26 protein-coding genes are annotated in these 25,079 nt (G+C 62.7%); 18 read left to right on the top strand and 8 right to left on the bottom strand.

Going from position 1 to position 25,079, the window contains the following annotated elements; genetic code table 11:
- Positions 1–13 precede the first annotated feature (13 nt).
- The 5 genes from NKI41_RS19480 to fabD all read right to left on the bottom strand — a co-directional run bounded on the left by NKI41_RS19480 (position 14) and on the right by fabD (position 2,731).
- Complete coding sequence (locus tag NKI41_RS19480; protein ID WP_006203723.1) at positions 14–250, bottom strand: acyl carrier protein; 237 nt, start codon at positions 248–250, stop codon at positions 14–16.
- Positions 251–437: 187 nt separating this feature from the next.
- The gene (gene fabG / locus NKI41_RS19475; RefSeq protein WP_352684612.1) at positions 438–1,175 is read right to left on the bottom strand and encodes a 3-oxoacyl-[acyl-carrier-protein] reductase; all 738 of its coding nucleotides are present in this window, start codon (positions 1,173–1,175) and stop codon (positions 438–440) included.
- Positions 1,176–1,229: 54 nt separating this feature from the next.
- Complete coding sequence (locus tag NKI41_RS19470) at positions 1,230–1,496, bottom strand: type II toxin-antitoxin system RelE family toxin (RefSeq protein WP_352471092.1); 267 nt, start codon at positions 1,494–1,496, stop codon at positions 1,230–1,232.
- Positions 1,480–1,701: a type II toxin-antitoxin system RelB family antitoxin gene (relB, locus tag NKI41_RS19465; RefSeq protein WP_352467166.1), complete on the bottom strand. Its 222-nt coding sequence runs from the start codon at positions 1,699–1,701 to the stop codon at positions 1,480–1,482. Before relB ends, NKI41_RS19470 begins: the two co-directional genes overlap by 17 nt.
- A 52-nt stretch (positions 1,702–1,753) precedes the next feature.
- Complete coding sequence (gene fabD, locus NKI41_RS19460) at positions 1,754–2,731, bottom strand: ACP S-malonyltransferase (protein ID WP_352684610.1); 978 nt, start codon at positions 2,729–2,731, stop codon at positions 1,754–1,756.
- A 247-nt stretch (positions 2,732–2,978) separates the two neighbouring features.
- Here fabD and NKI41_RS19455 point away from each other — a divergent pair, with 247 nt between their 5' ends.
- Complete coding sequence (locus NKI41_RS19455) at positions 2,979–4,904, top strand: LTA synthase family protein (protein WP_352684608.1); 1,926 nt, start codon at positions 2,979–2,981, stop codon at positions 4,902–4,904.
- Between the two features lie 31 nt (positions 4,905–4,935).
- Here NKI41_RS19455 and NKI41_RS19450 read toward each other — a convergent pair whose 3' ends face one another.
- Entirely contained in the window at positions 4,936–6,480 is a 1,545-nt protein-coding gene (locus NKI41_RS19450) for a pilus assembly protein TadG-related protein (RefSeq protein ID WP_352684606.1), read from the bottom strand.
- Between the two features lie 454 nt (positions 6,481–6,934).
- Here NKI41_RS19450 and rpsF point away from each other — a divergent pair, with 454 nt between their 5' ends.
- The 14 genes from rpsF (at position 6,935) to NKI41_RS19380 (ending at position 19,297) form a co-directional block, all read left to right on the top strand.
- The gene (gene rpsF / locus NKI41_RS19445) at positions 6,935–7,435 is read left to right on the top strand and encodes a 30S ribosomal protein S6 (protein ID WP_292663863.1); all 501 of its coding nucleotides are present in this window, start codon (positions 6,935–6,937) and stop codon (positions 7,433–7,435) included.
- Positions 7,435–7,683: a 30S ribosomal protein S18 gene (rpsR, locus tag NKI41_RS19440; RefSeq protein WP_006203718.1), complete on the top strand. Its 249-nt coding sequence runs from the start codon at positions 7,435–7,437 to the stop codon at positions 7,681–7,683. Before rpsF ends, rpsR begins: the two co-directional genes overlap by 1 nt.
- 272 nt (positions 7,684–7,955) lie before the next feature.
- Entirely contained in the window at positions 7,956–8,540 is a 585-nt protein-coding gene (gene rplI, locus NKI41_RS19435) for a 50S ribosomal protein L9 (protein ID WP_254820243.1), read from the top strand.
- A gap of 153 nt (positions 8,541–8,693) precedes the next feature.
- Positions 8,694–9,983, top strand: coding sequence for a cyclopropane fatty acid synthase (locus tag NKI41_RS19430; protein ID WP_352471088.1), 1,290 nt, complete (start codon positions 8,694–8,696; stop codon positions 9,981–9,983).
- Positions 9,984–10,065: 82 nt separating this feature from the next.
- Positions 10,066–10,389, top strand: a complete 324-nt coding sequence (locus NKI41_RS19425) for a YnfA family protein (RefSeq protein WP_352467171.1) — start codon at positions 10,066–10,068, stop codon at positions 10,387–10,389.
- 3 nt (positions 10,390–10,392) lie between these two features.
- Complete coding sequence (locus tag NKI41_RS19420) at positions 10,393–11,361, top strand: small ribosomal subunit Rsm22 family protein (RefSeq protein ID WP_352684603.1); 969 nt, start codon at positions 10,393–10,395, stop codon at positions 11,359–11,361.
- A gap of 206 nt (positions 11,362–11,567) precedes the next feature.
- Entirely contained in the window at positions 11,568–13,058 is a 1,491-nt protein-coding gene (locus NKI41_RS19415) for a replicative DNA helicase (protein ID WP_023677714.1), read from the top strand.
- A gap of 21 nt (positions 13,059–13,079) precedes the next feature.
- Positions 13,080–13,685: a hypothetical protein gene (locus NKI41_RS19410; RefSeq protein WP_352453217.1), complete on the top strand. Its 606-nt coding sequence runs from the start codon at positions 13,080–13,082 to the stop codon at positions 13,683–13,685.
- Entirely contained in the window at positions 13,685–15,103 is a 1,419-nt protein-coding gene (radA, locus tag NKI41_RS19405; protein WP_352471084.1) for a DNA repair protein RadA, read from the top strand. The genes NKI41_RS19410 and radA overlap by 1 nt, the downstream gene beginning before the upstream one ends.
- Positions 15,104–15,150: 47 nt before the next feature.
- The gene (locus NKI41_RS19400) at positions 15,151–15,822 is read left to right on the top strand and encodes a CvpA family protein (RefSeq protein ID WP_023677716.1); all 672 of its coding nucleotides are present in this window, start codon (positions 15,151–15,153) and stop codon (positions 15,820–15,822) included.
- Positions 15,823–15,947: 125 nt separating this feature from the next.
- Positions 15,948–17,417, top strand: a complete 1,470-nt coding sequence (gene purF, locus NKI41_RS19395) for an amidophosphoribosyltransferase (RefSeq protein WP_023677717.1) — start codon at positions 15,948–15,950, stop codon at positions 17,415–17,417.
- 74 nt (positions 17,418–17,491) lie between these two features.
- On the top strand, positions 17,492–18,232 hold the full coding sequence (locus NKI41_RS19390; RefSeq protein WP_352684599.1) for an SDR family NAD(P)-dependent oxidoreductase: 741 nt from the start codon (positions 17,492–17,494) through the stop codon (positions 18,230–18,232).
- A gap of 80 nt (positions 18,233–18,312) precedes the next feature.
- Positions 18,313–18,942: a hypothetical protein gene (locus NKI41_RS19385; RefSeq protein WP_352684597.1), complete on the top strand. Its 630-nt coding sequence runs from the start codon at positions 18,313–18,315 to the stop codon at positions 18,940–18,942.
- 133 nt (positions 18,943–19,075) lie between these two features.
- On the top strand, positions 19,076–19,297 hold the full coding sequence (locus NKI41_RS19380; protein WP_254820234.1) for a hypothetical protein: 222 nt from the start codon (positions 19,076–19,078) through the stop codon (positions 19,295–19,297).
- 34 nt (positions 19,298–19,331) lie between these two features.
- Here NKI41_RS19380 and NKI41_RS19375 read toward each other — a convergent pair whose 3' ends face one another.
- The gene (locus NKI41_RS19375; protein ID WP_352684594.1) at positions 19,332–19,838 is read right to left on the bottom strand and encodes an OsmC family protein; all 507 of its coding nucleotides are present in this window, start codon (positions 19,836–19,838) and stop codon (positions 19,332–19,334) included.
- Positions 19,839–20,157: 319 nt separating this feature from the next.
- Between NKI41_RS19375 and NKI41_RS19370 the strand changes: the two genes are divergently transcribed.
- The gene (locus NKI41_RS19370) at positions 20,158–21,066 is read left to right on the top strand and encodes a DMT family transporter (RefSeq protein ID WP_502901220.1); all 909 of its coding nucleotides are present in this window, start codon (positions 20,158–20,160) and stop codon (positions 21,064–21,066) included.
- A gap of 196 nt (positions 21,067–21,262) precedes the next feature.
- Here NKI41_RS19370 and NKI41_RS19365 read toward each other — a convergent pair whose 3' ends face one another.
- Positions 21,263–22,117 carry a LysR substrate-binding domain-containing protein gene (locus NKI41_RS19365; protein ID WP_352684592.1) on the bottom strand — a complete coding sequence of 285 codons (855 nt, stop codon included), beginning with the start codon at positions 22,115–22,117 and terminating at the stop codon, positions 21,263–21,265.
- 114 nt (positions 22,118–22,231) lie between these two features.
- Between NKI41_RS19365 and NKI41_RS19360 the strand changes: the two genes are divergently transcribed.
- Together NKI41_RS19360 and NKI41_RS19355 are read left to right on the top strand one after the other, a co-directional pair.
- A complete protein-coding gene (locus NKI41_RS19360; protein WP_352684590.1) occupies positions 22,232–22,639 on the top strand; it encodes a tautomerase family protein in 408 nt (135 codons plus the stop codon).
- Positions 22,640–22,794: 155 nt separating this feature from the next.
- Complete coding sequence (locus tag NKI41_RS19355; RefSeq protein WP_352684588.1) at positions 22,795–25,017, top strand: AMP-binding protein; 2,223 nt, start codon at positions 22,795–22,797, stop codon at positions 25,015–25,017.
- The last annotated feature ends 62 nt before the right edge of the window (positions 25,018–25,079 follow it).

Raw genomic sequence — 25,079 nt, 5'->3', positions numbered from 1 at the left:
ACTGCAAATAGCGTCAGGCGGAGGCCTTGTCGATGTATTTCACCGCATCGCCAACAGTCAGGATGGTCTCGGCGGCGTCGTCCGGGATTTCGACACCGAACTCTTCTTCGAACGCCATGACAAGTTCGACCGTGTCGAGGCTGTCCGCGCCCAGATCATCGATGAAGCTCGCCTGCTCCGTCACCTTGTCGGCATCGACGCCAAGGTGCTCGATGACGATCTTCTTGACGCGCTCTGCGGTGTCACTCATTTGGGCATCCTCGTCTTTTGGTTGTCTGTCTTCGTTAGCGGGCAGAATGCCGCTAATCAAGCTGAAAGATGGTCCTGCCGGAAACGCAGCGGAACAGGACCGGTTTTTGCCCGAACCGCCGGGTTGCGGGCGGCATTACACGAAAAATCCCGTGCATCCAAGACGGAATGAAGCGTTTTCCCAAGTGTTAGATCATTGCCATGCCGCCATTCACATGAATGGTCTGGCCGGTGACGTAGGCTGCCTCGTTGGAAGCTAGGTAGGCGACGGCAGAGGCGACTTCGGCGCCCGTGCCCATGCGCCGGGTCGGGATCGCCGCCATGATCGCCTCTTTCTGCTTGTCGTTGAGCTTGGCGGTCATCGCCGATTCGATGAAGCCCGGGGCGACGCAGTTGACGGTGATATTGCGGGTGGCGATCTCCTGCGCCAGCGATTTGGAAAAGCCGATCATACCGGCTTTGGAGGCGCAATAGTTGGTCTGGCCGGGATTACCCATGACGCCAACCACTGAAGTGATGTTGATGATGCGGCCATGGCGGCGCCGCATCATCGGATGGGTAAGCTCGCGGGTCAGCCGGAACACGGCGGTCAGGTTGACCTCGAGCACGCTATCCCAGTCGGCGTCAGCCATGCGCACGAACAACCCGTCCTTGGTGATGCCGGCATTGTTGACGAGGATGTCGACGCCTTCGAGGTCAGCTTCCGCCTTCTGGCCGAGCGCCTTGACGTCGTCGCGGTTGGAAAGATTGGCCGGGAAAAGCTTGACCCGGTCGCCCAGTTCGGCGGCCAGCGCCTCCAATTTCTCGATACGTGTGCCATGCAGGCCGACGATGGCGCCCTGGCCGTACAGCACGCGGGCGATCGCCTCGCCTATACCTCCCGATGCGCCGGTGACGAGCGCCTTGCGGCCGGTCAATTCGAACATGCTTTATCCTCTTCCCAAATCGTACTGGCCAATCATACGGGCCGGTGAGTTCGGCTATCTGTAAACGTTGCCGCGGTGGCCTATGGTTACCACCAGAATGACGAGCCGGTTATCCTGCACATCGCAAATGATGCGATAATCCCCGACGCGATATCTCCAAAAGGTTGCGAGCGGGCCCTTCAGCGGTTTGCCGAGTTCACGCGGGTTGTCGAGAACGGCAATGCGGTTTTCAATAAAATCACGGATACGGTGACGTGTCTGCGGATCCAGTTTTTCGACAAATTTTCGCGCCGAGTGGGCGTATTCAAGCGTCCAGGCCACGCCAGAAGTCCTCGGCTCTCATGACGTCTTCTTCACCACGCCTGATCCGCTCAACGACTTCGGCAGCCAGGTAGTAATCCTCCAAGTCCTCCAGACCACGTTCAATGAGCTCGCGCAGATAGTAGGCCTTGCTGCGACCAGTCTTGGCCGCGAGAAAATCCAGGCGCTGCTCGACTTCAGGAGAAAGGCGGATCGATGTGGGCATGCCGCACCTTGTTGCGATACATGTATTCATGTAGCGGCAAGCACTGATGAATTCAAGCTACGTGGTCACCCAAGGCGGCAAGTGCCGTCTCGACCTCCGCCGCCGATCCGATGCTGCTGGTGGCAATGTCGCGGTTGATGCGGCGGGCCAGCCCCGACAGCACCTTGCCGGCGCCCACTTCGTAAAGCGTCACAACGCCGTTGCTGCCGAACCACTCCACCGTTTCGCGCCAGCGCACGCGCCCGATCACCTGTTCGACGAGTCGGCGGGCGATCTCGTCGGGATCGCTCGTCGGGGTCACCGTAACATTGGAGACCAGCGGCACGACCGGCGCACTCTTCGTCACGGCGGCCAGCGCCTCCCGCATGATCTCGGCCGCAGGCTTCATCAATGCCGAATGGAAGGGCGCCGAGACCTGCAGCATCAGCGCCCGCTTGGCGCCCTTCTCCGTGCATAGCCTCGCCGCCAGTTCGACCGCTGGCCTGGCGCCGGAGATCACCAGCTGGCCGCCGCCATTGTCATTGGCGATCTGGCAAACCAAGGCTTGTGCGGGATCTTTGGCGGCGCCCTGGGCGGCCTCTGCGCAAGCGGCTTCGACGTCGGCCTGTTCCAGCCCGATGATCGCCGCCATGGCGCCCTCGCCGGCCGGCACAGCCGCCTGCATGGCATTGCCGCGGATGCGCAACAGCCGGGCGGCGTCGGCGACCGAAACGAAACCTGCGGCCGCAAGTGCCGAATATTCGCCGAGCGAGTGGCCGGCGACATAGGTGACCTTGCCGTTCAGGGAGAAGCCGCGCGCCTCCAGCGCCCGGATTGCGGCAAGCGACACCGCCATCAGCGCCGGCTGGGCGTTGGCGGTCAGCGTCAGCGTCTCTTCCGGGCCTTCCCAGATCAGCTTCGATAGGTTTTCGCCGAGCGCGTCGTCAACTTCCTCGAAGATCCGCCGCGATTCCACAAAGATATCGGCGAGGTCCTTGCCCATGCCGACAGCCTGGCTGCCCTGCCCCGGAAAGGTGAATGCGATGGCCATCGGCGGCTCCCAGCTGCTGGTTCACGTTGCCTGTGACGCAAGGCGTGCGGCCAAGTCAAGTCCAACCTTGATCGCGTAATATCGGCCGAGTGCCTGTTTCGGCAGGCTTTTTGGCGATCACTCATGATGAAAACCGCTCACGATTTGTTTGCTGGCTCTTCTTATTTCCGCCACAGGCGCTAGGCTTTGCGTGACAGTTCGATGACAATCGAGTGACGCTTTTGTTGCGGGCCGGGGAACTATTGAAGTGGCAAAGACCAAGCAGAGCGCAGCCGAGGCGGCGCCCCAGTTTCTTGAAGGCGATCCGTCGACCGGCTATCTGCCGGCGCGCAAATGGCCTGTCATCCGCTATGGCCTTATCAGCTTGCTGGCTGCGGCCATCCTTGTGTTTGCCATCGAACTGATCGTGCGCGGCAACTTTGCCGGCACCATTGATTTCTTTCTGCAGCCTTTCAAACCCGGCTGGACCACGATCATCATTTTTGCGCTGATCCTCATCGGCCTCGACGCCGTGCTCGGCCGCAGTCATCAGAGCCTGATGATCGTCGCGCCGCTGACATTGTCGCTGGCGTTCGTCGGCCACCAGAAGTCGCTGTATCTCGGCGATCCGCTCTATCCGACCGATTTCCTTTATTCCCGGCAGATCGTGGCACTGATGCCGCTTCTGGTACGCGATCGCCCGGGAACCGCCATTGCCCTGGCGATCGGCATCGTCGGCGGGCTGTCGCTGCTCGTCTATGGCTGGCGGCTATGGCGCCGCCGCGTTCCGGCGCTCAGCCACAAGGGCCGCCTTGCCCGGCTGACGCTGACAGTACCGCTGATCGCCTTCTTCGTTTCCATCATGGACTATGCCACTTTCTCGTGGACGCGCGACCGGCTGCAGATCATCCCGATCATGTGGGACCAGAAGGAAAACTATGCCTCAAACGGTTTTGCGCTCGCCTTCGCGCTTAACGTTCCGATGGCGCATGTCTCGGCGCCGCCCGGCTATTCCGACAAGGCGATCGAAGCGATCGGCAAACCGCAGGTGACCGCCTCGGTACCTGCCGAGAAGCCCGACATCATCGTCGTCATGAGCGAATCCTTCTGGGATCCGACCAAGCTGCCTGGCGTCACCATCACACCCGACCCTATCCCCAATGTGCGGGCACTGCGCACGGGTTACATGTTCTCGCCCGAGTTCGGCGGCATGACGGCCAACATCGAGTTCGAGGCCCTGACCGGCTTTTCCAACGCCTTCCTGCCGGCGGGCAGCATTCCCTACCAGCAATATGTGCGGACACCGACTCCCTCGCTGGCGACCTTCCTGAAAAGTCAGGGCTACCGGGCGCGCGCCATCCATCCCGGCACCAATTGGTTCTGGAACCGGGGGGCCGTCTATGCCGATTTCGGCTTCAACGACTTCAAGTCCGAGGAGACGTTGCCGCCCATGCAGAAGCGCGGACCGCTCGCGTCGGACGCTGCGATGACCGACGAGATCATCCACGAAGCCGATACCAGCGCCGAGCCGGTGTTCTTTTTCGCCGTCAGCCTGCAGAACCACGGGCCGTATGAGCCGTATCGCTATAACAATCCGACCCACAAGGTGCAGGCGCCGATCAGCCAATGGGCGCGTGAATCGCTGTTGAGCTATGCCGAAGGCTCTTCCGACGCGGACCGCGGCCTCGAGCGGCTGATCGAATGGGCGAAGAAACGCGAGCGGCCGACCGTCATCGCGTTCTTCGGCGACCATCTGCCGCCGCTTGGGCCGGTCTACGTCGAGACCGGCTTCCTGAAGGACAATGTTGCGCCGCGCAAGGAGGCGGCCGACCAGATGCTGCTGCACCACCAGACGCCGCTGATCGTCTGGTCGAATCGCAGCGGCCCGGCCGAGGATCTAGGCGCCGTCAGCCCGTCCTTCCTGCCCTACCATATCCTGAAGACAGCCGGCATCAGCCATCCCTATTACACCGGCTTCCTCGGACAGTTGCGAGAGCGCTACCGCGTTATCGACCGCAATTTGCTTTTGGCACCGGGGGGCGACGCCACCCCCGATTGGTCGCGTCAGAAAGAGATCGATCCGGCAATCCGCGACTTCCGTCTGCTGCAATACGACATGATGTTCGGCAAGCGCCATGCGGCGCCCGATTTCTTCCCCGAAACCACAGGCAAAGTGCCTGCACACACGAGTTGAGCAGCGGCGGCGGGAGAGCGGCCGACGTCGTTCAGTTCGTCAAGTGCAGCTGCGAAATCGAGCTTCCGATTTTCAGGAAGACGCTTTCGAGCTGACTGACGTCGTTGGTCGGGTAATAATCCGACGGCGACGATGCGCAGGCCTCGTAGAGCTTGCGGTTGGCTGCGGTGTCGGCCTGCAGCAGCACTGTGAAGATCTGCACGTCCTGCTTCTTCAATGTGTTGCATACATTGGTTGTCCAATCGTCGACATTGCGCGCAGCCGCGGTCTGGTCGCTGGATCCAAACCGACCCGAGGCCAGGAATCCGTAGGAGCCATAGTCCGACTTCTGCGGCGTATCCTTCGCGCCATAGACAACATTCTCGCCGTCGGTGAGCAGCAGCACCGTTTTGGTCGTGCCTGACGCCCTGAACGGCGCGCCGTCGCTGTAAGGCGGTTCCGGCGAGAGCACCCGCATCCCCCATGACAAGCCTTCCGAAACATTGGTCCCCGAGCCGTTCCATTCGATCATCTCACCGACGGCCTTCCGCAATTTGTCGAAATCATCGGTCAGCGGCACTATCGGCGTCGGACAGGCCCGGTTTGGGCCGATAGTCAGTGGGCCTCTCTTGTCGTTGATCAGCTTCATCGTCGAAACACTGTACTTCGCCATGTCGCTGGTGAGGCCGGGAAGCAGGGTGACGACGGTATCGTCGAGATAGGAATTGTTGTAGCCGGTCGCTGAATTGCCGTAGGAGCTGTTTGGATTTCTAGCGTTACCTGGATCGTCCGGCGCGAAATAAGGTACGAACAGGGTGTCCGGTTTGTTTTGGTCGGGCGAAATGTCGGAAACATTGTTGGTTCCTGGCCGCGCTTCGACGCAGCCTCTCCACTCGACGCCCAATTGCTTGAACAGATCCATATGGTTGACGCGCTTGCCGCCGACCGAGGGGAAATTGGCGCCGTTGTTCGGCGATTTGCCGGCCATGTCGATCCAGGCCGGATCGTAGTCCTCGCCCTTGACGTTGACCGCGGTGACGAACGGCACCACCGCGACACGTACGCTGCGCGTCGGCGACTTCGCCGCTTCGAGCATATCGATCAGGGCCGTCGCCGCCGTCCGCAATGCGCCGATGCGATCGTTGCTGGCCATCGACCCGGTATTGTCGAGCACCAGCACGACTTCGAGCTGATTGGTCGATTCGACGGCGCTGGCATCGACGGTGATGCGCTTGTCGTTGCCGAACAGGAAGGCGAAGTTCAAATTGACGTCCGCCGTGGCGACAGCCTTGGTCTGGATGTAATTGAGGCCCCTTTCCACGGTAAGCGTCGCTTCGGCGTTCCTCAACTCGCTGTGGCCGGCGACATTGGTCTGGAAGTAGCGGTCGAAGACGTCCTTGCGCGAAGCCTCGATGTCGCCGAGATGCGAAGATGCAAGGTTCGCGGAATCGAGCGCATTCTGCAAGCTGACCTTGGCCCTCATCAAGGTGGACACGTCCACGGCAAAGGCGACGGCGGTCAGAACCGCAGGCAGCCCGAACGCCAGCATCAGGGCAAAGTTGCCGCTCTTCGAACGGCAGAATTTGTCGAAAAGCATTTTTGTCCCCAAACCGCCTTGGTGCCGAACTCGCGCAGACTGTTTGCTTTTGCATCCGCATGATGAACGACGGGTTGCCGCCACGCCCGCCGATGCTGGAACTTCGCATGGTGGTTAAGGTCCGGTTTCAGGAGATCCGTAAGCCTTGCCGTCGAGGCCCGTGGCGCTCTGGGACGTTAGGGCCGTTTGCTCCGTGGTTTGGCCTTGCTTTGCGGTCAAATTCCTGTATAGACGCCCGCAATCTGCCGGTCCTTGCTGGGGGCTGAACGGAGGGCCGGAGGTTTTTCGAAACCTTCGCGTGAAGCCAGAAGCGCTTCCGCCTCCCGTGTCTCCGCTCTCGACCGTCTCGTCATGCTCCTTTCTTCCCCGCCTTCGCAAGGATTGCGGGTCAGAGAAGTTGCAGAGGCTTTTGCCGCCGGGAACCGGGAGAGAAACGAAGAAAGGCACAAACACTATGGCTCTATACGAACATGTGTTTCTTGCCCGGCAGGACCTCTCGCAGCAGCAGGTCGATGCGCTTGTCGAACAGTACAAGGGCGTCATCACCGCGAATGGCGGGTCCGTCGGCCGGGTCGAGAACTGGGGACTGAAGTCCCTCACCTACCGGGTCAACAAGAACCGGAAGGCATATTATACACTCATGGACATCACCTGCCCGCCGGCCGCGCTCAATGAAATGGAGCGCCAGATGGGCCTGTCCGAGGACGTGCTGCGTTTCCTGACCATCAAGGTCGATGCGCATGAGGAAGGTCCGTCGGCAATGATGCAGAAGCGCGAAGAGCGCTCGGAACGCGGCGGCTTCGGCGACCGCGACCGTGGCGATCGTGGCCCGCGCTCATTCGGCGACCGCGATCGCGGTGACCGTGGTGATCGTCCGCCGCGCAGCTTCGGCGATGGCGGTGCCGATCGTGGCCCGCGCCGTCCGCGCGAAGGCTTTGAAGGAGCCGCAGAATAATGGTCGACATCAACCAGATCCCAACCCGGCGCCCCTTCCACCGTCGCCGCAAGACTTGCCCGTTCTCCGGCGCCAACGCGCCGAAGATCGACTACAAGGACGTGCGGCTTCTGCAGCGCTACATCTCCGAGCGCGGCAAGATCGTGCCATCGCGTATCACCGCCGTCAGCCAGAAGAAGCAGCGCGAACTCGCCAAGGCGATCAAGCGCGCCCGCTTCCTCGGCCTGCTGCCCTACGTGGTCCGCTAACACTGATTAGTTGACCATGATCTTATCCGAAAACCGGTTTCCACTTTTCGGGATCATGGTCTAGCCAGCGGGCGGTTCGCCGCCCGCTTTTCACCGGCCACGACGGGCGTAGCCGGATCGAACACCAAATCCCGGGTTGGATTTCGACAAGAGATCCTAACTGCCGCGACAGGCAGGACAGCGACACAGGCGGCGACGCCCCAGCTTCCTGACCTGTTCCAGACAACTCGGCGCCGATCCTGAGGATAGCGCCCAAGCGAAGGAACAAAACCATGGAAGTCATTCTTCTCGAACGCGTTTCCCGCCTCGGCCAGATGGGCGATACCGTCAAGGTCAAGGACGGGTTCGCCCGCAATTTCCTGCTGCCGCAAGGCAAGGCGCTGCGCGCCAACGAAGCTAACAAGAAGAAGTTCGAGGGACAGAGGGCCCAGCTTGAAGCCCGCAACCTGGAGCGCAAGTCCGAAGCCGCGCAGATTGCAGAAAAGCTCGACGGCAAGAGCTTCATCGCCGTGCGCTCGGCCGGCGAAACCGGTCAGCTTTATGGTTCGGTCTCGACGCGCGACATCGCCGAGCTGGTGACGGCGGAAGGTTTTTCGGTCAACCGCAACCAGATCCTGCTCAACCAGCCAATCAAGACCATCGGCGTCACCAATGTGGCGATCGCGCTGCACCCGGAAGTCGAGGTTACCATCACGCTCAACATTGCCCGCACGGCCGACGAAGCCGAGCGCCAGGCCAAGGGCGAAACACTGACCACCGCCGAAGCCATCTACGGCGAGGACATCAACGATAATGCGCGGCCGGAAAACTTCTTCGATCCGAATGCGGAGTTCGAAGGCGGCGAAGACAACGGCTGATCGTCATTCGTCGGCATTCGCCGGCTAATCGCTATTCTGGACCAATGCCCGGGCCTCGTACCCGGGCATTTTTATGCCAAATGGAACTTTTCGAACCCCTATATCTTGATGCAGAATAGGACAGCATGTCTGGCCGAGAGGGGACAATTGGTCATGAATATTCTGCTGAAACGCGTTCTCGACCGCCTGGTCCGCACAGGCAATCTCAAGGTGACAGGGCCGCAAGGCTCGATGGTGACTTTCGGTGACGGCAGCGGCGAGCCGGTGCACATGCACATCAAGACAAGGCATGCCGAGCGCGCAATAACCTTCGATCCGATGCTGGCGGTGCCGGAAGCCTACATGGACGGTGAACTCGACATTCTCGAGGGCGGCGTGCTGGGGGTGATGCGGATTGCCTTCCAGAACATGGGCAGCGGCGGTATCGATGCCACCTGGTCGAAGGCGATCGAAGGTCTGCGCCACGCCTTCCGGCGCCTGCAGCAGATCAACACGGCGTCGCGGGCGCGCCGCAACGTGCAGCGCCATTACGATCTGTCGGGCGACCTCTACCGCCTCTTCCTCGATGAGGACATGCAATATTCCTGCGCCTATTTCGAGCAGCCGGACATGACGCTCGACGAGGCCCAAGCAGCCAAGAAGCGCCATATCGCCGCCAAGCTCAGGCTGAAGGCGGGCCAGACGGTTCTTGATATCGGCTCCGGCTGGGGTGGGCTTGGGCTCTATCTAGCCAAGGCGTTCGACGTCGACGTACAGGGCGTGACGCTGTCGACCGAGCAGCACGGCGTCGCCACCGACCGCGCCCATGCGCAAGGCCTGCAAAACCGGGTGCATTTCGACATCAAGGACTATCGCGAACTCAATGAACGTTTCGACCGCATCGTCTCGGTCGGCATGTTCGAGCATGTCGGGGTCAATCATTTCCGCACCTTCTTCGACAAGTCGGCGACGCTGCTGAAGCCGGACGGCGTCATGCTGCTGCACACGATCGGCCGCTCCGGCGTGCCGTGGGCAACCAGCGCCTTCATCCGCAAGTACATCTTCCCGGGCGGCTACATCCCGTCGCTATCCGAAGTGATGCCGGCCATCGAAAAATCGGGGCTCGTCGTCACCGACATCGAGGTTCTGCGGCTGCATTATGCCGAGACGCTGAAGCATTGGGGCGAGCGCTTCGCGGCCAACCGCGACAAGGCCAGGGCGATTTATGACGAGCGCTTCTGCCGCATGTGGGAGTTCTATCTTGCCGCCTCGGAAGCTGCCTTCCGCTGGCAGGATCTGGTGATCTTCCAGATCCAGATTGCCAAGAAGAACGACACGCTGCCGATGACGCGCGACTACATGGCCAGTTGCGAGAAGGCGCTGGAGATGCGCGATCTTGGACGTCGCGAAAAGGCTCCGGTTGCCAAGCCCACTCGCCGCCGCAAGGTGGCGGATCCGGAGTAGACTGCCGGCATCACGCCATCGCCACTTGCCATTGCCGGCCGGCACTCTGAAAAGGGTCCCGTCAAACGCGGGACCCTTTTTCATGACCTACCTCCTCTACGTCGCCGCCGCACTTGCCGAGATCGCCGGCTGCTTTTCGTTCTGGGCGTGGTGGCGGCTGGACAAGTCGCCGCTGTGGTTGGCGCCCGGTCTCGTCTCGCTCGTGCTATTCGCGTGGCTGCTGGCGCTGGTCGACACCAGCGCGGCGGGCCGGGCCTACGCCGCCTATGGCGGCATCTACATTGCCGCCTCGCTGGCCTGGCTGTGGCTGGCGGAAGGCGTGCACCCCGACCGCTGGGATCTTGCCGGTGCCGCGATCTGCATCGTTGGCGCCTCGGTCATTCTGCTCGCACCTCGGACTGCCTAAGCGATGGAACTGCCCGTCCCGCTTAGACAAGGCGTCGACCGCCTTCTCGAACAGGTGCCTTTGCCGATGCTTAAGCAAGCGGCAAAGACGCTGTCGGACCGCTACCGCGCAGAGTTGCGCGACGGTCGCCTGCACATGGCCGAAGACATGGCGGTGAAGGCCTATCTGGCAACGCGGCTACCGGCGACCTATGCGGCCGTTCGCGCCAGCCTCGATGCGGTGGGCGAGTCTCGGCCCGACTATGCTCCGAAGACCTTGCTCGATGTCGGCGCCGGCCCTGGCACGGTGCTTTGGGCCACAATCAATCTCTGGCCGGATCTCGAACAGGCGGTGCTGCTCGAGGCCGGCGCCGCGGTACGAAGGGTCGGCGAAGCACTTGCCGCGGATGCGATCACGGCCAGGACCGCCTGGCGGACCGGCGACATCACCATCGACCTGGTCGATCTGGAGCCGGCCCAGCTGGTGACTTCAGCCTATGTGCTGGATGAGATCGCGCCGGCATCGCTGGCAAAACTCGTCGACCGGCTCTGGCAGCTGACCGCAGACACGCTGCTGGTGGTCGAGCCGGGCACGCCGGCCGGCTGGCAGCGTATTCTTGCCGTGCGGCGGCAGTTGATCGAGGCGGGCGCGCACGTGCTTGCGCCCTGCCCGCATGAGGCGCCCTGCCCGCTCGTTGCCCCCGACTGGTGCCATTTCGCCCGCCGCGTCGCCCGCTCGCGCCTGCACCGTCTGGCCAAGGATGCCGAGGTGCCGTGGGAGGACGAGAAATTCATCTTTGTCGCGGCCTCCCGCCATCCGGCCGCTCCGCCTCGAGCGCGAGTGATCGCACCGCCGAAGTCGGGGTCCGGCAAGGTCTTGCTGAAGCTTTGCGAACAGGATGGGGGTGCTGCCGAGCGACTGTTCACCAAGCGCGACGGCGAGACGTTCAAGGCCGCGCGGCGACTGGATTGGGGTGATGCCTTGCCGGAATGACCGGCAGCTATTTTCCTGTTTTGTTCTCGCCCGAGAACGGCTAGGCTCGCCATCTTGATTCGAGTCAATCGAGATTCTTTCCACCGAAAGATCCTGGCTGTGAATCGCGGGCATCAAAGTTGGTTGGTTGGGGACTGATGCAGATAAGTCATCACCGACTTGTCTCGTTCTGATATCGAGAGACGGGGATCAGGACCGGGGACATCATGGCAGAGGCAGCACGAAAATTCGGCGTGGCGGAAACACCGCTCTATCGCGAGGCGCCGAACAATATCGAGGCCGAGCAGGCGCTGCTCGGCGCCATACTGGTCAACAACGATGCCTTCTACCGCGTCTCCGACTTCCTGAAGCCCGGCCATTTCTACGAGCCGCTGCATAGAAAGATCTTCGAGGTCGCTGCCGAGCTCATCCGCATGGGCAAGATCGCGACGCCGATCACGCTGAAGACCTTCCTGCCGGCCGACGAGAAGGTCGGCGACATGACGGTGGCGCAATATGTCGTGCGGTTGGCGGTCGAGGCCGTCACCGTCGTCAACGCCACCGACTATGGCCGCGCCATCTACGATCTGGCGACGCGGCGCGCGCTAATCACTGTCGGCGAGGACATGGTCAACATCGCCTATGACGCGCCGGTCGACATGTCGCCCTCCGACCAGATCGAGGATGCCGAGCGGCGCCTGTTCGAATTGGCCGAAACCGGCCGCTACGATGGCGGCTTCGAGAGCTTCACCGATGCCGTCAAGACCGCCGTCGACATGGCCAATGCGGCTTATATGCGCGACGGGCATTTGTCGGGCGTTGCTACCGGCTTGCGCGATCTCGACCGCCGCATGGGCGGCCTGCAGTCGTCCGACCTGATCATCATTGCCGGCCGCCCCGGCATGGGCAAGACCTCGCTCGCCACCAATATCGCCTTCAACATCGCCGAGGCCTATGTCCCGGCGCAGCAGGCGGACGGCTCGTTCAAGGCGGCCAATGGCGGCGTCGTCGGCTTCTTTTCGCTCGAAATGTCATCCGAACAGCTGGCCACCCGCATTATTTCCGAACAGACGGAAATCCCGTCGTCGAAAATCCGGCGCGGCGAGATCAGCGAGATGGATTTCGAAAAGCTGGTCGCCTGCTCGCAGACAATGCAGAAAATCCCGCTGTTCATCGACCAGACCGGCGGCATTTCCATCGCTCAGCTGTCGGCCCGCGCGCGTCGCCTGAAGCGCCAGCGCGGCCTCGACGTCATCGTTATCGACTATATCCAGCTGATGCAGGGATCGAGCGCGAAATCCTCGCAAAACCGCGTCCAGGAAATCACCGAGATCACCACCGGCCTCAAGGCACTAGCCAAGGAGCTGGCGGTGCCGATCATCGCGCTGTCGCAGCTGTCGCGCCAGGTCGAGAGCCGCGACGACAAGCGCCCGCAGCTTTCGGATCTGCGCGAATCGGGCTCCATCGAGCAGGACGCCGACGTGGTGCTGTTCGTCTACCGCGAGGAATATTATCTGAAGAACCGCGAGCCGAAGCCGGGCACCGACGAATACATCAAATGGGAACACGAGATGAACGAGATGCGCGGCAAGGCCGAGGTCATCGTCGCCAAACAGCGCCACGGCCCAACGGGATCGGTCAGCCTCGCCTTCCAGGGCGAATTCACCCGCTTCTCGGACCTCGCCGAGGAGCATCATTTGCCGGACCGGTTCGAGTAGGCATTGTCGCGGAGCAGCCGATTGGACTTTAGCGATATCTACCAAAGGATAAAATTCGAAGAGTATGACATCTCCGAGGATGAACGCGCGCAACTCACTGAATATTTGAGATCTGCCGGGTCAATTTCTCGCACGGAATCGCACGCCGGTTTGCTGGTGTTCTGCTACTCAAGCGAACCGACGCCCGAGAACGTTGAATTGGTGAGGAAATTCCTTGCCAAGCATGTCGAAGACTATTCGCGAAGCGCGGCAGTGACCGGCCTCTATCGGATTTGGAAGCTGGGAACGACTCGCGACATCGATAATCTTCTGGGCCTTTTGGCACTTTGGTCAGGGGACTCTCGGCAGAGTACGTCTGTCGCTGCGATCGGGTGTGCATTCCTTCTCATGCATCGGCTTCAGGACCGCCGCCTCTCGTTAGCGCTCAGGCGATTGTTCGAAACGCTGCATGAAGCAGTCAGGCGAGACAATGATTTGGCGGTAAATTTGTTCATCTATGCATGTTGGTCGGCATACGACAATTGGGCTCAGAGCAACGGCCAGCGCCGCACTCATTTCGATACAGTCGAAAATGCTTTGCCGATTTACTGGGATCGTTCCAAATACCTCTTGGAACCAATAAACTGATGGCCAAATCCCGTATCCAGTTCATCTGCCAGAATTGCGGTTCGGTGCATCAGCGCTGGGCCGGCAAATGCGATGCCTGCGGCGAGTGGAACACGCTGGTCGAGGAAGGCACGTCAGGCGGCATAGGTTCCGGCCCGGCCAATACGCGCAATGCACGCAAGGGCCGCGCGGTGGTGCTGACCAGCCTCTCCGGCGACATCGAGGACGCGCCGCGCATCGTCTCCGGCATCGGCGAACTCGACCGCGCCACCGGCGGCGGCTTCGTGCGCGGCTCGGCGCTGCTGGTCGGCGGCGATCCCGGCATCGGCAAGTCGACGCTGCTCACCCAGGCCGCGGCCGCGCTAGCGGCAAAGGGCCACCGCATCGTCTATGTCTCGGGCGAAGAGGCGGTCGCGCAGATCAGGCTGCGCGCCCAGCGGCTCGGCGTCGCCGACACCCCGGTCGAACTCGCCGCCGAAACCAATGTCGAGGACATCCTCGCCACCATCGCCGATGGCAAGCGGCCGGATCTTGTCATTCTCGATTCGATCCAGACGCTGTGGACCGATATGGCCGATTCGGCGCCCGGCACGGTGACCCAGGTGCGTGCCGCCGCCCAGGCGATGATCCGCTACGCAAAATCCACAGGGGCGGCGATCGTTCTGGTCGGCCACGTCACCAAGGAGGGCCAGATCGCCGGACCGCGCGTCGTCGAGCACATGGTCGACGCGGTGCTCTATTTCGAGGGCGAAGGCGGCCACCACTACCGCATCCTGCGCACGGTCAAGAATCGCTTCGGGCCAACCGATGAGATCGGTGTCTTCGAAATGTCGGATAAGGGCTTGCGGGAAGTCGCCAATCCGTCCGAGCTTTTCCTCGGTGAGCGCCATGCGAAGTCGCCCGGTGCCGCGGTTTTCGCCGGCATGGAAGGCACACGGCCGGTGCTGGTCGAGATCCAGGCGCTGGTGGCGCCATCGACGCTGGGCACACCGCGCCGCGCCGTCGTCGGCTGGGACGGTGCCCGGCTGTCGATGATCCTGGCGGTTCTGGAAGCCCATTGCGGCGTCCGCTTCGGCACGCACGACGTCTATCTCAACGTTGCCGGCGGCTACCGCATTTCGGAGCCGGCGGCCGACCTGGCAGTGGCGGCGGCACTGGTTTCCTCGCTCACCGGTCTTGCCCTTCCCGCCGATTGCGTCTATTTCGGCGAAATCAGCCTGTCGGGTGCGGTGAGGCCGGTTGCGCATGCGCAGCAGCGCCTCAAGGAAGCCGAAAAGCTGGGTTTCGGACGCGCGGTTCTGCCCTTGGGCAGCGAGGAACTTGTTGGTGGTAATGCGGTCGGGGGGATCGGAGCCAGCGCTTTCCAGCCCACCGAGCTTGCCGATCTCGTGGCGCGAATAGCCGGCTCTAGGCGCAGCCGCGCCGACGAGCAAGAGTGATGCGGCTCGTCGGGCCGTGAAAAAGAGATCGGAGTGGGGCGAAAAACATGCCGATTACGCTGCTTGACGGAATTCTCGTCGGCTTCACCCTGGTCTCGGCGATGCTCGCTATGGTTCGCGGCTTTTCTCGCGAGATCCTGTCGATCATCTCCTGGGCAGCCGCCGCGGCCGCCGCCTTCTTCTTCTACAAGCCGGTGCTGCCTTACATTCAGCCCTATGTTGACAACGAAAAGGCCGCCATGGCGGCGGCCGCCGGTATCGTCTTCATTGTCGCGCTGATCGTCGTTTCGGTCATCACCATGAAGCTCGCCGACTGGATCATCGATTCCAGGATCGGCGCGCTCGATCGTACACTTGGCTTCCTCTATGGCGCGGCGCGCGGCATCCTGGTCGTCGCTGTCGCGCTGCTTTTCTTCAATTGGCTGGCCGGCGCCAAGGCTCCAGGCTGGATTGCCAACGCCAAGTCAAAGCCATTGCTCGAATCGATCGGCGCCAAGCTCGAAAGCCTGCTGCCCGAGGATCCGGAAAATGCCATCCTCAACAAGCTCAATCCGAATCAGCCGGCCACCGAGACGCCTCTGGCCCCCGACGCGCCTGCAGCGGAAGCCCCTGCCGCCGGCGACGACGCCACTGCTCCGGCACCCGACGACAGCGATGCGCCGCCGGCCGACAATGCGCCCGCGACGCCGGCACCTGCAAACCCGGCGCCGGCAAACTGATTTCGACGGACTTGCCAGGCTCAAGACTGTCGATCATGTGAACGCCGCACGACGTGCGTTGCTTTCGATGCGCTATGACCTTATATGGCGACTTTAGCGGAGCTTGAGCCCCAATGGCAGCCTCAGTGGCAGACGCAGACGACGTGCTTTCCGCCGAAGCCGATGACCATTTCCACGACGAATGCGGCGTGTTCGGCATTTTCGGCCGGCAGGACGCCGCAGCCATCGTAACGCTCGGTCTGCATGCGTTGCAGCATCGAGGCCAGGAAGCGGCCGGCATCGTTTCCTATGACGGCACCCAATTCCATGTCGAACGCCATGTCGGCCTGATCGGCGACACCTTTACTAAGCAGCGTGTCATCGACAGCCTGCAAGGCAACCGTGCTATCGGCCACACACGCTATGCCACCACCGGCGGCGCCGGTCTGCGCAATATCCAGCCTTTCTTCGCCGAACTTGCCGATGGCGGCTTTGCCGTCGCCCATAACGGCAATCTCACCAACGCCATGACCGTTCAGCGCGCCCTGCAGAAGCAAGGCGCCATCTTCTCTTCCACCTCCGACACCGAAACGCTCCTGCACCTGGTTGCCACCAGCAAGGAGCGCGACCTGAATTCGCGCTTCATCGATGCGGTGCGCCAAGTCGAAGGCGCCTTCTCGCTGGTGGCGATGACGTCCAAGAAGATGATCGGGTGCCGCGACCCGCTCGGCATCCGCCCGCTGGTGCTCGGCGATCTCGACGGCGCCTGGATTCTCGCCTCCGAGACCTGCGCGCTCGATATTATCGGTGCGCGTTTCGTGCGCGACCTGAAGCCCGGCGAAATGGTCGTCGTCACCAGCAAGGGCATCGAAAGCCTTTTCCCGTTCGAGCCGCAGAAGACCCGCTTCTGCATCTTCGAATATGTCTATTTCGCGCGACCGGATTCGTCGGTCGAAGGCCGCAACGTCTATGAAGTGCGCAAGCGCATCGGCGCCGAGCTGGCGCAGGAAAGTCCGGTCGAGGCCGACATCGTCGTGCCGGTGCCGGATTCGGGTACGCCGGCGGCGATCGGCTTTTCGCAGGCCGCGGGCATTCCGTTCGAGCTCGGCATCATCCGCAATCACTATGTTGGCCGCACCTTCATCCAGCCCGGCGATTCGATCCGCCACATGGGTGTCAAGCTCAAGCACAACGCCAACCGCCGCATGATCGAAGGCAAGCGCGTGGTGCTGGTGGACGATTCGATCGTGCGCGGCACCACCAGCCAGAAGATCGTCCAGATGGTGCGCGATGCCGGCGCCAAGGAAGTGCATATGCGCATCGCTTCGCCGCCGACGCGCGCCTCCTGCTTTTACGGCGTCGACACACCGGAAAAGTCGAAGCTGCTGGCGTCGCGAATGTCGGTGGAGGAGATGGCCGAGTTCATCCGCGTCGATTCGCTCGGCTTCCTGTCGATCGACGGGCTCTACCGCGCCGTCGGCGAGGCCGGCCGCGACAACGAGCAGCCGCAATTCTGCGACGCCTGCTTCACCGGCCAGTATCCGACCCGGCTTGCCGACTTCGAAGGCTCCGACAATGTGCGCACGCTGTCACTGTTAGCGGCCGGCGGGTCGTAGGCCTTGCCGGTCCGTTTGTCTGCCTCCCCTTAGCCCCTCACGGCGGTTTCACCTTGCCTGTCGGAATCCATCGTATGAGCCTTGACCTCTCCGGCCGCGTTGCGGTCGTCACCGGCGCCTCGCGCGGCATCGGCTATTTCATCGCCAGGGAGCTTGCCGCGGCCGGTGCGCATGTGATTGCGGTTGCCCGCACCGTCGGCGGGTTGGAAGAACTCGACGACCAGATCAAGGCAGGTGGCGGACAGGCGACGCTGGTACCGCTCGATCTTGCCGACATGGCGGGGATCGACCGGCTGGGCGGCGCCATCCACGAGCGCTGGGGCAAGCTCGACATACTGGTCGCCAACGCCGCCGTGCTCGGCGTCATCGCCCCGATCGGCCATGTCGAGGCCAAGACCTTCGAGAAGGTGATGACCATCAACGTCACAGCAACATGGCGGCTGATCCGCTCGGTCGACCCGCTGCTCAGGCTTTCCGATGCCGGCCGTGCTATCGTGCTGAGCTCCAGCCTTGCCCACTCCGCACGCGCCTTCTGGGCGCCTTATGCGGCGTCGAAGGCGGCGGTCGAGGCCATGACGCGTTCATGGGCGCATGAGACCGAAAACCTGCCGCTCAGGGTCAATGCCGCCGATCCCGGGGCAACGCGCACCGCGATGCGGGCGCAGGCCGTACCCGGCGAGGATCCTGAAACACTGCCGCACCCTTCGGAGATCGCCAAGCGAATCGTGCCGCTGGCCAGCCCTACGCTCAACGAGACCGGGCTGATCTTCCAGGCCAAGCACAATCGCTTTGTCGCCTACCGGCAGCCGGAGTAGCCACACATCGCATTTTGCCGGAAGAATTGCGCCGGCACCAACGTTGTTCGGGTGCCACAATTCGAGAAACGGAGGACCAAATGCGGAGACTGCTTCTCTTGACTGCCACCGCGCTGCTTGCAGTGATCGGCGCCGCGTCGTCGCAGGAGGCAACGATGAGCTTTTTCGTCACCAGCGTCGGCTCCGGCAAAGGCGCCGATCTCGGCGGTCTCGCCGGCGCCGACGCCCATTGTAGTTCACTGGCCGAAGCCGCGGGCGTTACCGGCAAGACATGGCGCGCCTATCTCTCGACCAGCGATACCGATGCACGCGACCGTATCGGCAAAGGCCCGTGGTTCAACGCCAAGGGCGTCAAGATCGCCGATGATGTCGCTTCCCTGCATAGCGATGCCAACGCCATCACCAAACAGACGGCACTCGACGAAAAGGGCCAAATGGTCAACGGCCGCGGCGACACGCCCAACCGGCACGACGTGTTGACCGGCTCCAAGCCGGATGGCACGAAAATAGCCGACCAGACCTGCGGCGACTGGACGCTGAGCGGAGCAGAAGGTGTGGCGATGATGGGTCATCACGATCGTACCGGCCTCGATGATTCGGCAGCCGCCAAATCGTGGAATTCCTCGCATGCGTCACGCGGTGGCTGCAGCCAGGAAGCGCTGAAGGGCACCGGCGGCGACGGCCTGTTCTATTGTTTTGCGGCGAACTGAACCAAAAAAACGACCCGACATCACGTGGCTGTGATACCGTGGCTTAACGCCGCGCTTTGGCCCAGCTTTCGCCCCTGGGCCGGAGTTGCTAGGATCGTGCGACTCCCAAAACAAGCAGAGCGAGGAAATACTCATGGCGGCACCGAGCGTAGCGTTAGTCTGGTATCTGGTGATCGCCGGCCCGCAAGGCGGCATGGTCGTGCTGCCCAGCACATTCGACACCCGCGAACAGTGCGCCTTCGCCATAACCGAATACCAGAAGCAACCGACGCCGGCCGGCTGGTCGGTGCAGTGCGTGCCGAGCGCCTCGCCCTTCGCCGACGAGGGCGACGCCGAGGAGCCGTCGGCGCAGTAGGACAGCGTGATCTCCCCACTTGAGGGGGAGATCGTCAGCGTCGCGCGCTTACCGTCAGCTCCGGCTTCTGGCTGATGGTCTGCAACACGACGCAGTAGCGCTCGGTCAGCTTGAGCAGCGCATCGATGCGCTCCTGCGGCTCGTCGGTGTCGAGGCTAAATGTCAGCCGGATGGCGCGGAAGCCAACCGGCGCATCCTTTGCCACGCCAAGCGTGCCGCGAAAGTCCAGGTCGCCTTCGGCTTCCACCGTGGCGGCCCCAAGCTTGAATTCCAGCGCCGTCGCTACCGCCTTCAGCGTGACGCCGGCGCAAGCCACCAGTGCCTCCAGCAGCATGTCGCCGGAGCAGAGTTCGAGCCCGGTGCCGCCGGTCGCCGGATGCAGCCCGGCAATGGCGATCGCCCTGCCTGTCTCGACCTTGCAGGCGATCGATTGGTCGTCGATCGAGCCTTTGGCGCGGAGAGTAATCAGCGCGCGCGAGGCGTCGTCGCGATAGGCCACCTTCAGCGGCGCCTGCATGGCCTTCAATGCGATCGCGTCCATTTCGTTTCTCTCCCATAGTTGCCTGGCTTCGCTGCCTAAGGCGATGCCGCCTGCCCAAACGCAAGTCCCCGCTGGCGTAGCGCTTGGCAGGGTTTCGCCGGTATAGCCTGACGATACGGGGAGCATCCAACGCCATCACACCGTCTCTCGCAACACATTCGTAAGGCCGCCGGACATATGGCCGATATCGCCATCGTGAAAACCCGCGAACGGGCTCTTGCCGGAATCCTGTTCACCGGGGCTGCCTACCTGCTGTTTTCGATGCAGGACGCCTCAAGCTGACACTATGGTGTCAGGAAGGGCAGCGTAGGCTGGTGAGATGACGGGATCGCTGGACATGCCATGCACAGTGGAAAGCGCCCGCGAGCGTACCCTCGGCATCATCCTGGTCTCGGCATCGGCGGCCGTCTTCGGCCTCACCGGCGTGCTGACCAAATTGATCCATGCCGACCCCCTGACCATTACCTGCTGGCGCGGCTTCGTCGGCTCGATCCTGATCAGCCTCTATGTCCTATGGCGCCGCCAGCGCTCCGGCGGTCGCGACAGCTTGCGGCTCGGCTGGCGAGGCTGGCTGCTGGCGATCGAGGGCGCGCTCGCAAGCATCGCCTTTATCTCGGCGTTCAAGTTCACCTTTGTCGCCAATGTCGCGATCATCTATGCCACGGCCCCGTTCGTCACCGCGCTGCTGGCCCTCCTGTTGGTCCGCGAGCCGTTCCGGCTGCAGACGCTTGCCGCCGCCGCTGTGTCATTATGCGGTGTGGCAATCATGGTCTGGTCCGGCTTCGGCACCGGCCATTTGTTCGGCGACGGGCTGGCGCTGCTGATGACGATCGGCAGCGCGCTCTACATGATCATGGTGCGCGCCTTCCGCGACACGCCGGTGGTGTGGGCGGGTGCGGTGTCGGCATTCGTTTTGTTCGTGCTCGGCTGGTTCGTCGCCGATCCGCTGGCTGTCTCGGCCAGGGACGCTGTGCTTCTGGCCACCTTCGGCGCCTCGTTCGCGCTGGCTTCGATCCTGTGGACGGAGGGCACCCGGCTTATTCCGGCGGCCGAGTCCGGATTGCTGGGTTCAGCTGAAGTGCCATTCGCGATTCTGTTTGCCTTCCTGTTCCTGGCGGAGATCCCGCCGGCAGCCAGCATGGTCGGTGGCGCCATCGTGCTTTGCGCGGTGTTCGCTCACGCCGGCCGCGACTGGCTGATGGCCAGGCAGCGCGCAGCGGATGCATGACCAATCCTCGCCGCGTCCGAGCGCGAGTTGGTGGTCCGATCACGAGAAATCCGGTCCTGAAAATTAATTTGAAAAGTCATGGAACCATCATAGGGCTCAGGCATTATGGCTGCGACGGGCCACCCCAAGTCCCCCCAAACCCCTCGGCCCGTCCTACTCAGAAGCCGACCGCAAGGTCGGCTTTTTCTTTGCTGGCTCAATTGGCCAAGGCCAGGTTGCCGCTGAACAACGCTGCCAGATCCTGCGCCGGCCGGTCGGCATCCTCACGCAAGCGGACGGCGAATTCGGCGACCGGCACCGGCGGCAGATCAAGATCGCGCGGCGCCTCGGCGATGCCGGAATGAGCGAAGCGCGCCGTCCTCAACGTCAAGGCGATGCCGGCGTGCACCGCCGTGCGCAGGCCGGCAAGGCTGGCACTGCCGGCAGCAATGCGGTAGCGACGGCCGGCCGCATCGAGTGCACTGGTCGCCGCTTCGCGAAACCCGCAATGGGGATCGAGCAACGCCAAGGGCAGTTCGTCGTGGCGGGTGGCCAGCCCGTTCTGTGAGCAAAGCCAGATCATTGGTTCCTTGAGCACACCGACTTCGTCCCGTGTCGGCACCTGCCGCATGGCAATGGCCAGATCAAGGGTGCCGGCCTGCAAAGCCTGCGCCAGTTCGGCGGAACGGCCGACGCGCAGTTCGATCCTGACGCGCGGATGGCTGACAGCAAAAGCCCTGAGAAGCTGCGGCAAGCCGCTGTCGGCGAAATCCTGCGTGGTGCCGATGGCGACGCGCCCGTCGGCGTGCGCGCCTTTGAGGGCCAGCCACGCCTCGCGGTGCGCGGCAAGGATGCGACGCGCGTGAACGATCAGATCCTCGCCTGCCGGCGTCAGGCCGCGCCCTCGCCCCTGCGGCACCAGCAGCGGTTCGCCGACAACATCCTCCAGCCGCTGCATCTGCGCGGTCACTGCGGACGGCGAGCGACCGACGATCGACGCGGCCCGCGCCAGGGAACCGCCATCGACGAAAGCGAGGAAAGTCTTGAGGAGGTCGGGATCGAACAACTGCATAATTCGATGCTATCAAAGTGTTTATCAAAAACAATTCTATTTTTTTGATCAAAGGACGATGGCATGATTTTCTCGACGGCGAAGAGGCGCCGCTTGAAACCGAGGAGAAGAAACATGCCGATCATCAATGTCAGCGTTACCGGCAAGCCCGATGCCGCTTTGTCCGCCGCCATTGCCAGGGAAGTGACCGAACTGACAGCCACGCATCTGCGCAAGGACGCCACGATCACAGCTGTTGCCATTTCCTATCGCGACCCCGAGCACTGGTTCGCCGGCGGCAAGTCGCTGGCCGAGCATGGCACCAACACGGCCTGGCTCGACATCAAGGTTGTCGACGGTACCAACACCAAGCTCGAACTGGAGGCGTATCTGCAGGCAATTTTCGCGGCATTCGGCCGGCTGCTGGGTAAGGTGCATGAGGAAAGCTACGCCCTCGTGCATGAAGTGCCTGCGGCCGCCTATGGCTTTGGCGGCAAGACGCAGGAATTCCGCTTCATCAGCGGAAGGATGAAAGCGGCGTAGCTGCGATAAGCAGCCGAGCCGAATCAACATAGGCGAATCAAACATAGGAGAGAGGGAAAAATGGAGCCGCATTGACGTTGATCCAACTTCGGCTAGGTTCTCACCCGAAGCGGCCGGTGAAGAGCCGCGACGTGAGATCGTTGGGAGATGCGGCGATGATCCTGACACTGGCGCTGCTTGCGGGTCTTGTCGCGGCCTGGCTGCTGATCGGCGTGGTGGAGAAGTTCCGCCTCGGCCTGCGTTTGAGCCAGGCGCTGCTCTACGTGCCGTTCAAGCTCGCCTACCGGATCAGCGACGACCGCATCAAGATTGCGCGCAGGTCGGTGGCCCCGGTCATCTATGTCATCTGGCATCAGTCACGCATCGAGCCGGCGCTGATGCTGTCGCTGCTGCCGGAGGATACGCTGCACATCCTCGACCAGGCTTCGGCCAGATCGCCGTGGCTGGAGCCGTGGCGCGAGCTCGGCCGCACCATCGCCTTCAACGCCGAGCATGTCTTCGTCAGCCGCAGATTGGTGCGGGTGCTGAAGGGCAAGGGCCGGCTCGCCGTTTACCTGCCGGATGCGGTCGAGCCAGACGTCAAGTCGTTTCGGTTGTTTCGCGCCATCACCCGTATCGCCATGCAGGCCGACGCCCGTATCGTGCCGGTCTTCGTTGCCGGCGCACGCAGCCTGCCGGCCTCGCTGACGCCGGCGGACAAGGCGCCGCGCCATTGGTTTCCGCAGCTGTCGATCAGCGCGCTGGAGCCGATGACCATCGCCGAGCTGGTGGCGCGGAACCCAGATCAGGCCTCCAACACCAATGCGCTGTTTGATCGCTTCGCCGAGGCCAGGCTTTTCGGCAGTGATCTCGACCGAGGGCTGTTCCTCGCCATGCGCGATGCGGCCGACCGTGTTGGCGCTTCGCACCCAATAATCGAGGACGTCATTAGCGGTGCCCTGAGCTACCGGAAAGTGTTCATCGGCGCCAGGGTTTTGGGCCGACGGTTCGAGGCAATAACAGCGCCGGGCGAAGCGGTTGGGCTGCTCCTGCCCAACGCCAATGGCGTCGTGCTGTCGTTCGTCGGACTTTTGTCGGCTGCGCGGGTGGCAGCAATGATCAACTATACCGCCGGCCCGGCCAGCGTCACCGCCGCCGTCCGCACGGCGATGATCCGAACCGTGGTCTCCTCACGCGCCTTTGTCGAAAAGGCCAACCTCGCCGACATCGTCGAGGCGGTGGAAAAGGGCGGGGCGAAACTGCTGTGGCTGGAGGATGTCCGCGCAAGCGTGACCGTGCTGGACAAGGCCGCAGCCGCCTTGCTGTGGCGCTGGCCGTTGCAGCGCCAGGACGCAGCCAAGCCGGCGGTGATCCTGTTCACCTCCGGCTCGGAAGGCACGCCCAAGGCCGTGGTGCTGTCGCACCGGAACCTTCTTGCCAATGCGATGCAGGCGGAAGCTCGCATCACCATCTCGCCGGCCGATATCCTGCTCAACGTGCTGCCGGTGTTCCACTCGTTCGGGCTGACCGGCGGCACCATCCTGCCGCTGGTCACCGGAGTAAAGCTGTTCCTCTACCCGTCACCGCTCCACTACAAACTTATTCCGGAGGTGGCGCGCAAGGTCCGGCCGACGGTGATGTTCGGCACCGACACGTTCCTCGCCAACTATGCCCGCACCGCCAAGGACGGCGATTTTTCCAGCCTGCGCTTCGTCGTGGCCGGTGCCGAGGCGGTGAAGCCGGAGACGCGCCGGGTTTACCGCGAGCGCTTCCAGGCCGAGATCATCGAAGGTTTTGGTTTGACCGAGGCCGCACCAGTGGTTGCCGTCAACACCGCCATCCACGGCCGCGACGGAACGGTCGGGCGGCTGCTGCCGGCCATGCGCATGAAACTCGAACCGGTCGAAGGCATCAGCGACGCCGGCCGGCTGTGGCTCGACGGGCCGAACCTGATGATGGGCTACATGACCGGCGACCGGCCGGGCGAGTTGCAGCCGCTCGAAGGCTGGCACGATACCGGCGATATCGTTTCGGTCGATCGCGAAGGCTTCATCACCATTCGCGGCCGCGCCAAGCGCTTCGCCAAGATAGCCGGCGAGATGGTATCGCTTGGCGCGGTCGAGATGCTGGTGCAGTCGCTGTGGCCGGAAGAGCATCACGCCGTGGTGGCAGTGCCGGACAAGCGGCGCGGCGAGCGCCTCGTTCTGGTCACCACGGCCGACAATGCCGATCCCGACGAATTGCGCGAATTCGGCAAAAGAGCCGGGGCGGCCGAACTGATGGTGCCGAACGACATCGTCAAGGTCGAGGAGATCCCGGTACTGGGCTCCGGCAAGACCGACTATGTCTCGACTAGAAAGCTGGCGCTCGAGAGGCTGGGACTGAGCGCAGCCGCCTGAGGCTTGCTGTCGAAAATTCTAAAGCGCGTCGCGTTCGACCGGCCTTGTGCGACGCGCTTTAG

It is taken from the genome of Mesorhizobium sp. M0601 (genome assembly GCF_040320845.1).
GTDB lineage: Bacteria > Pseudomonadota > Alphaproteobacteria > Rhizobiales > Rhizobiaceae > Mesorhizobium.
This window is presented reverse-complemented; position numbering and strand designations above follow the sequence as displayed.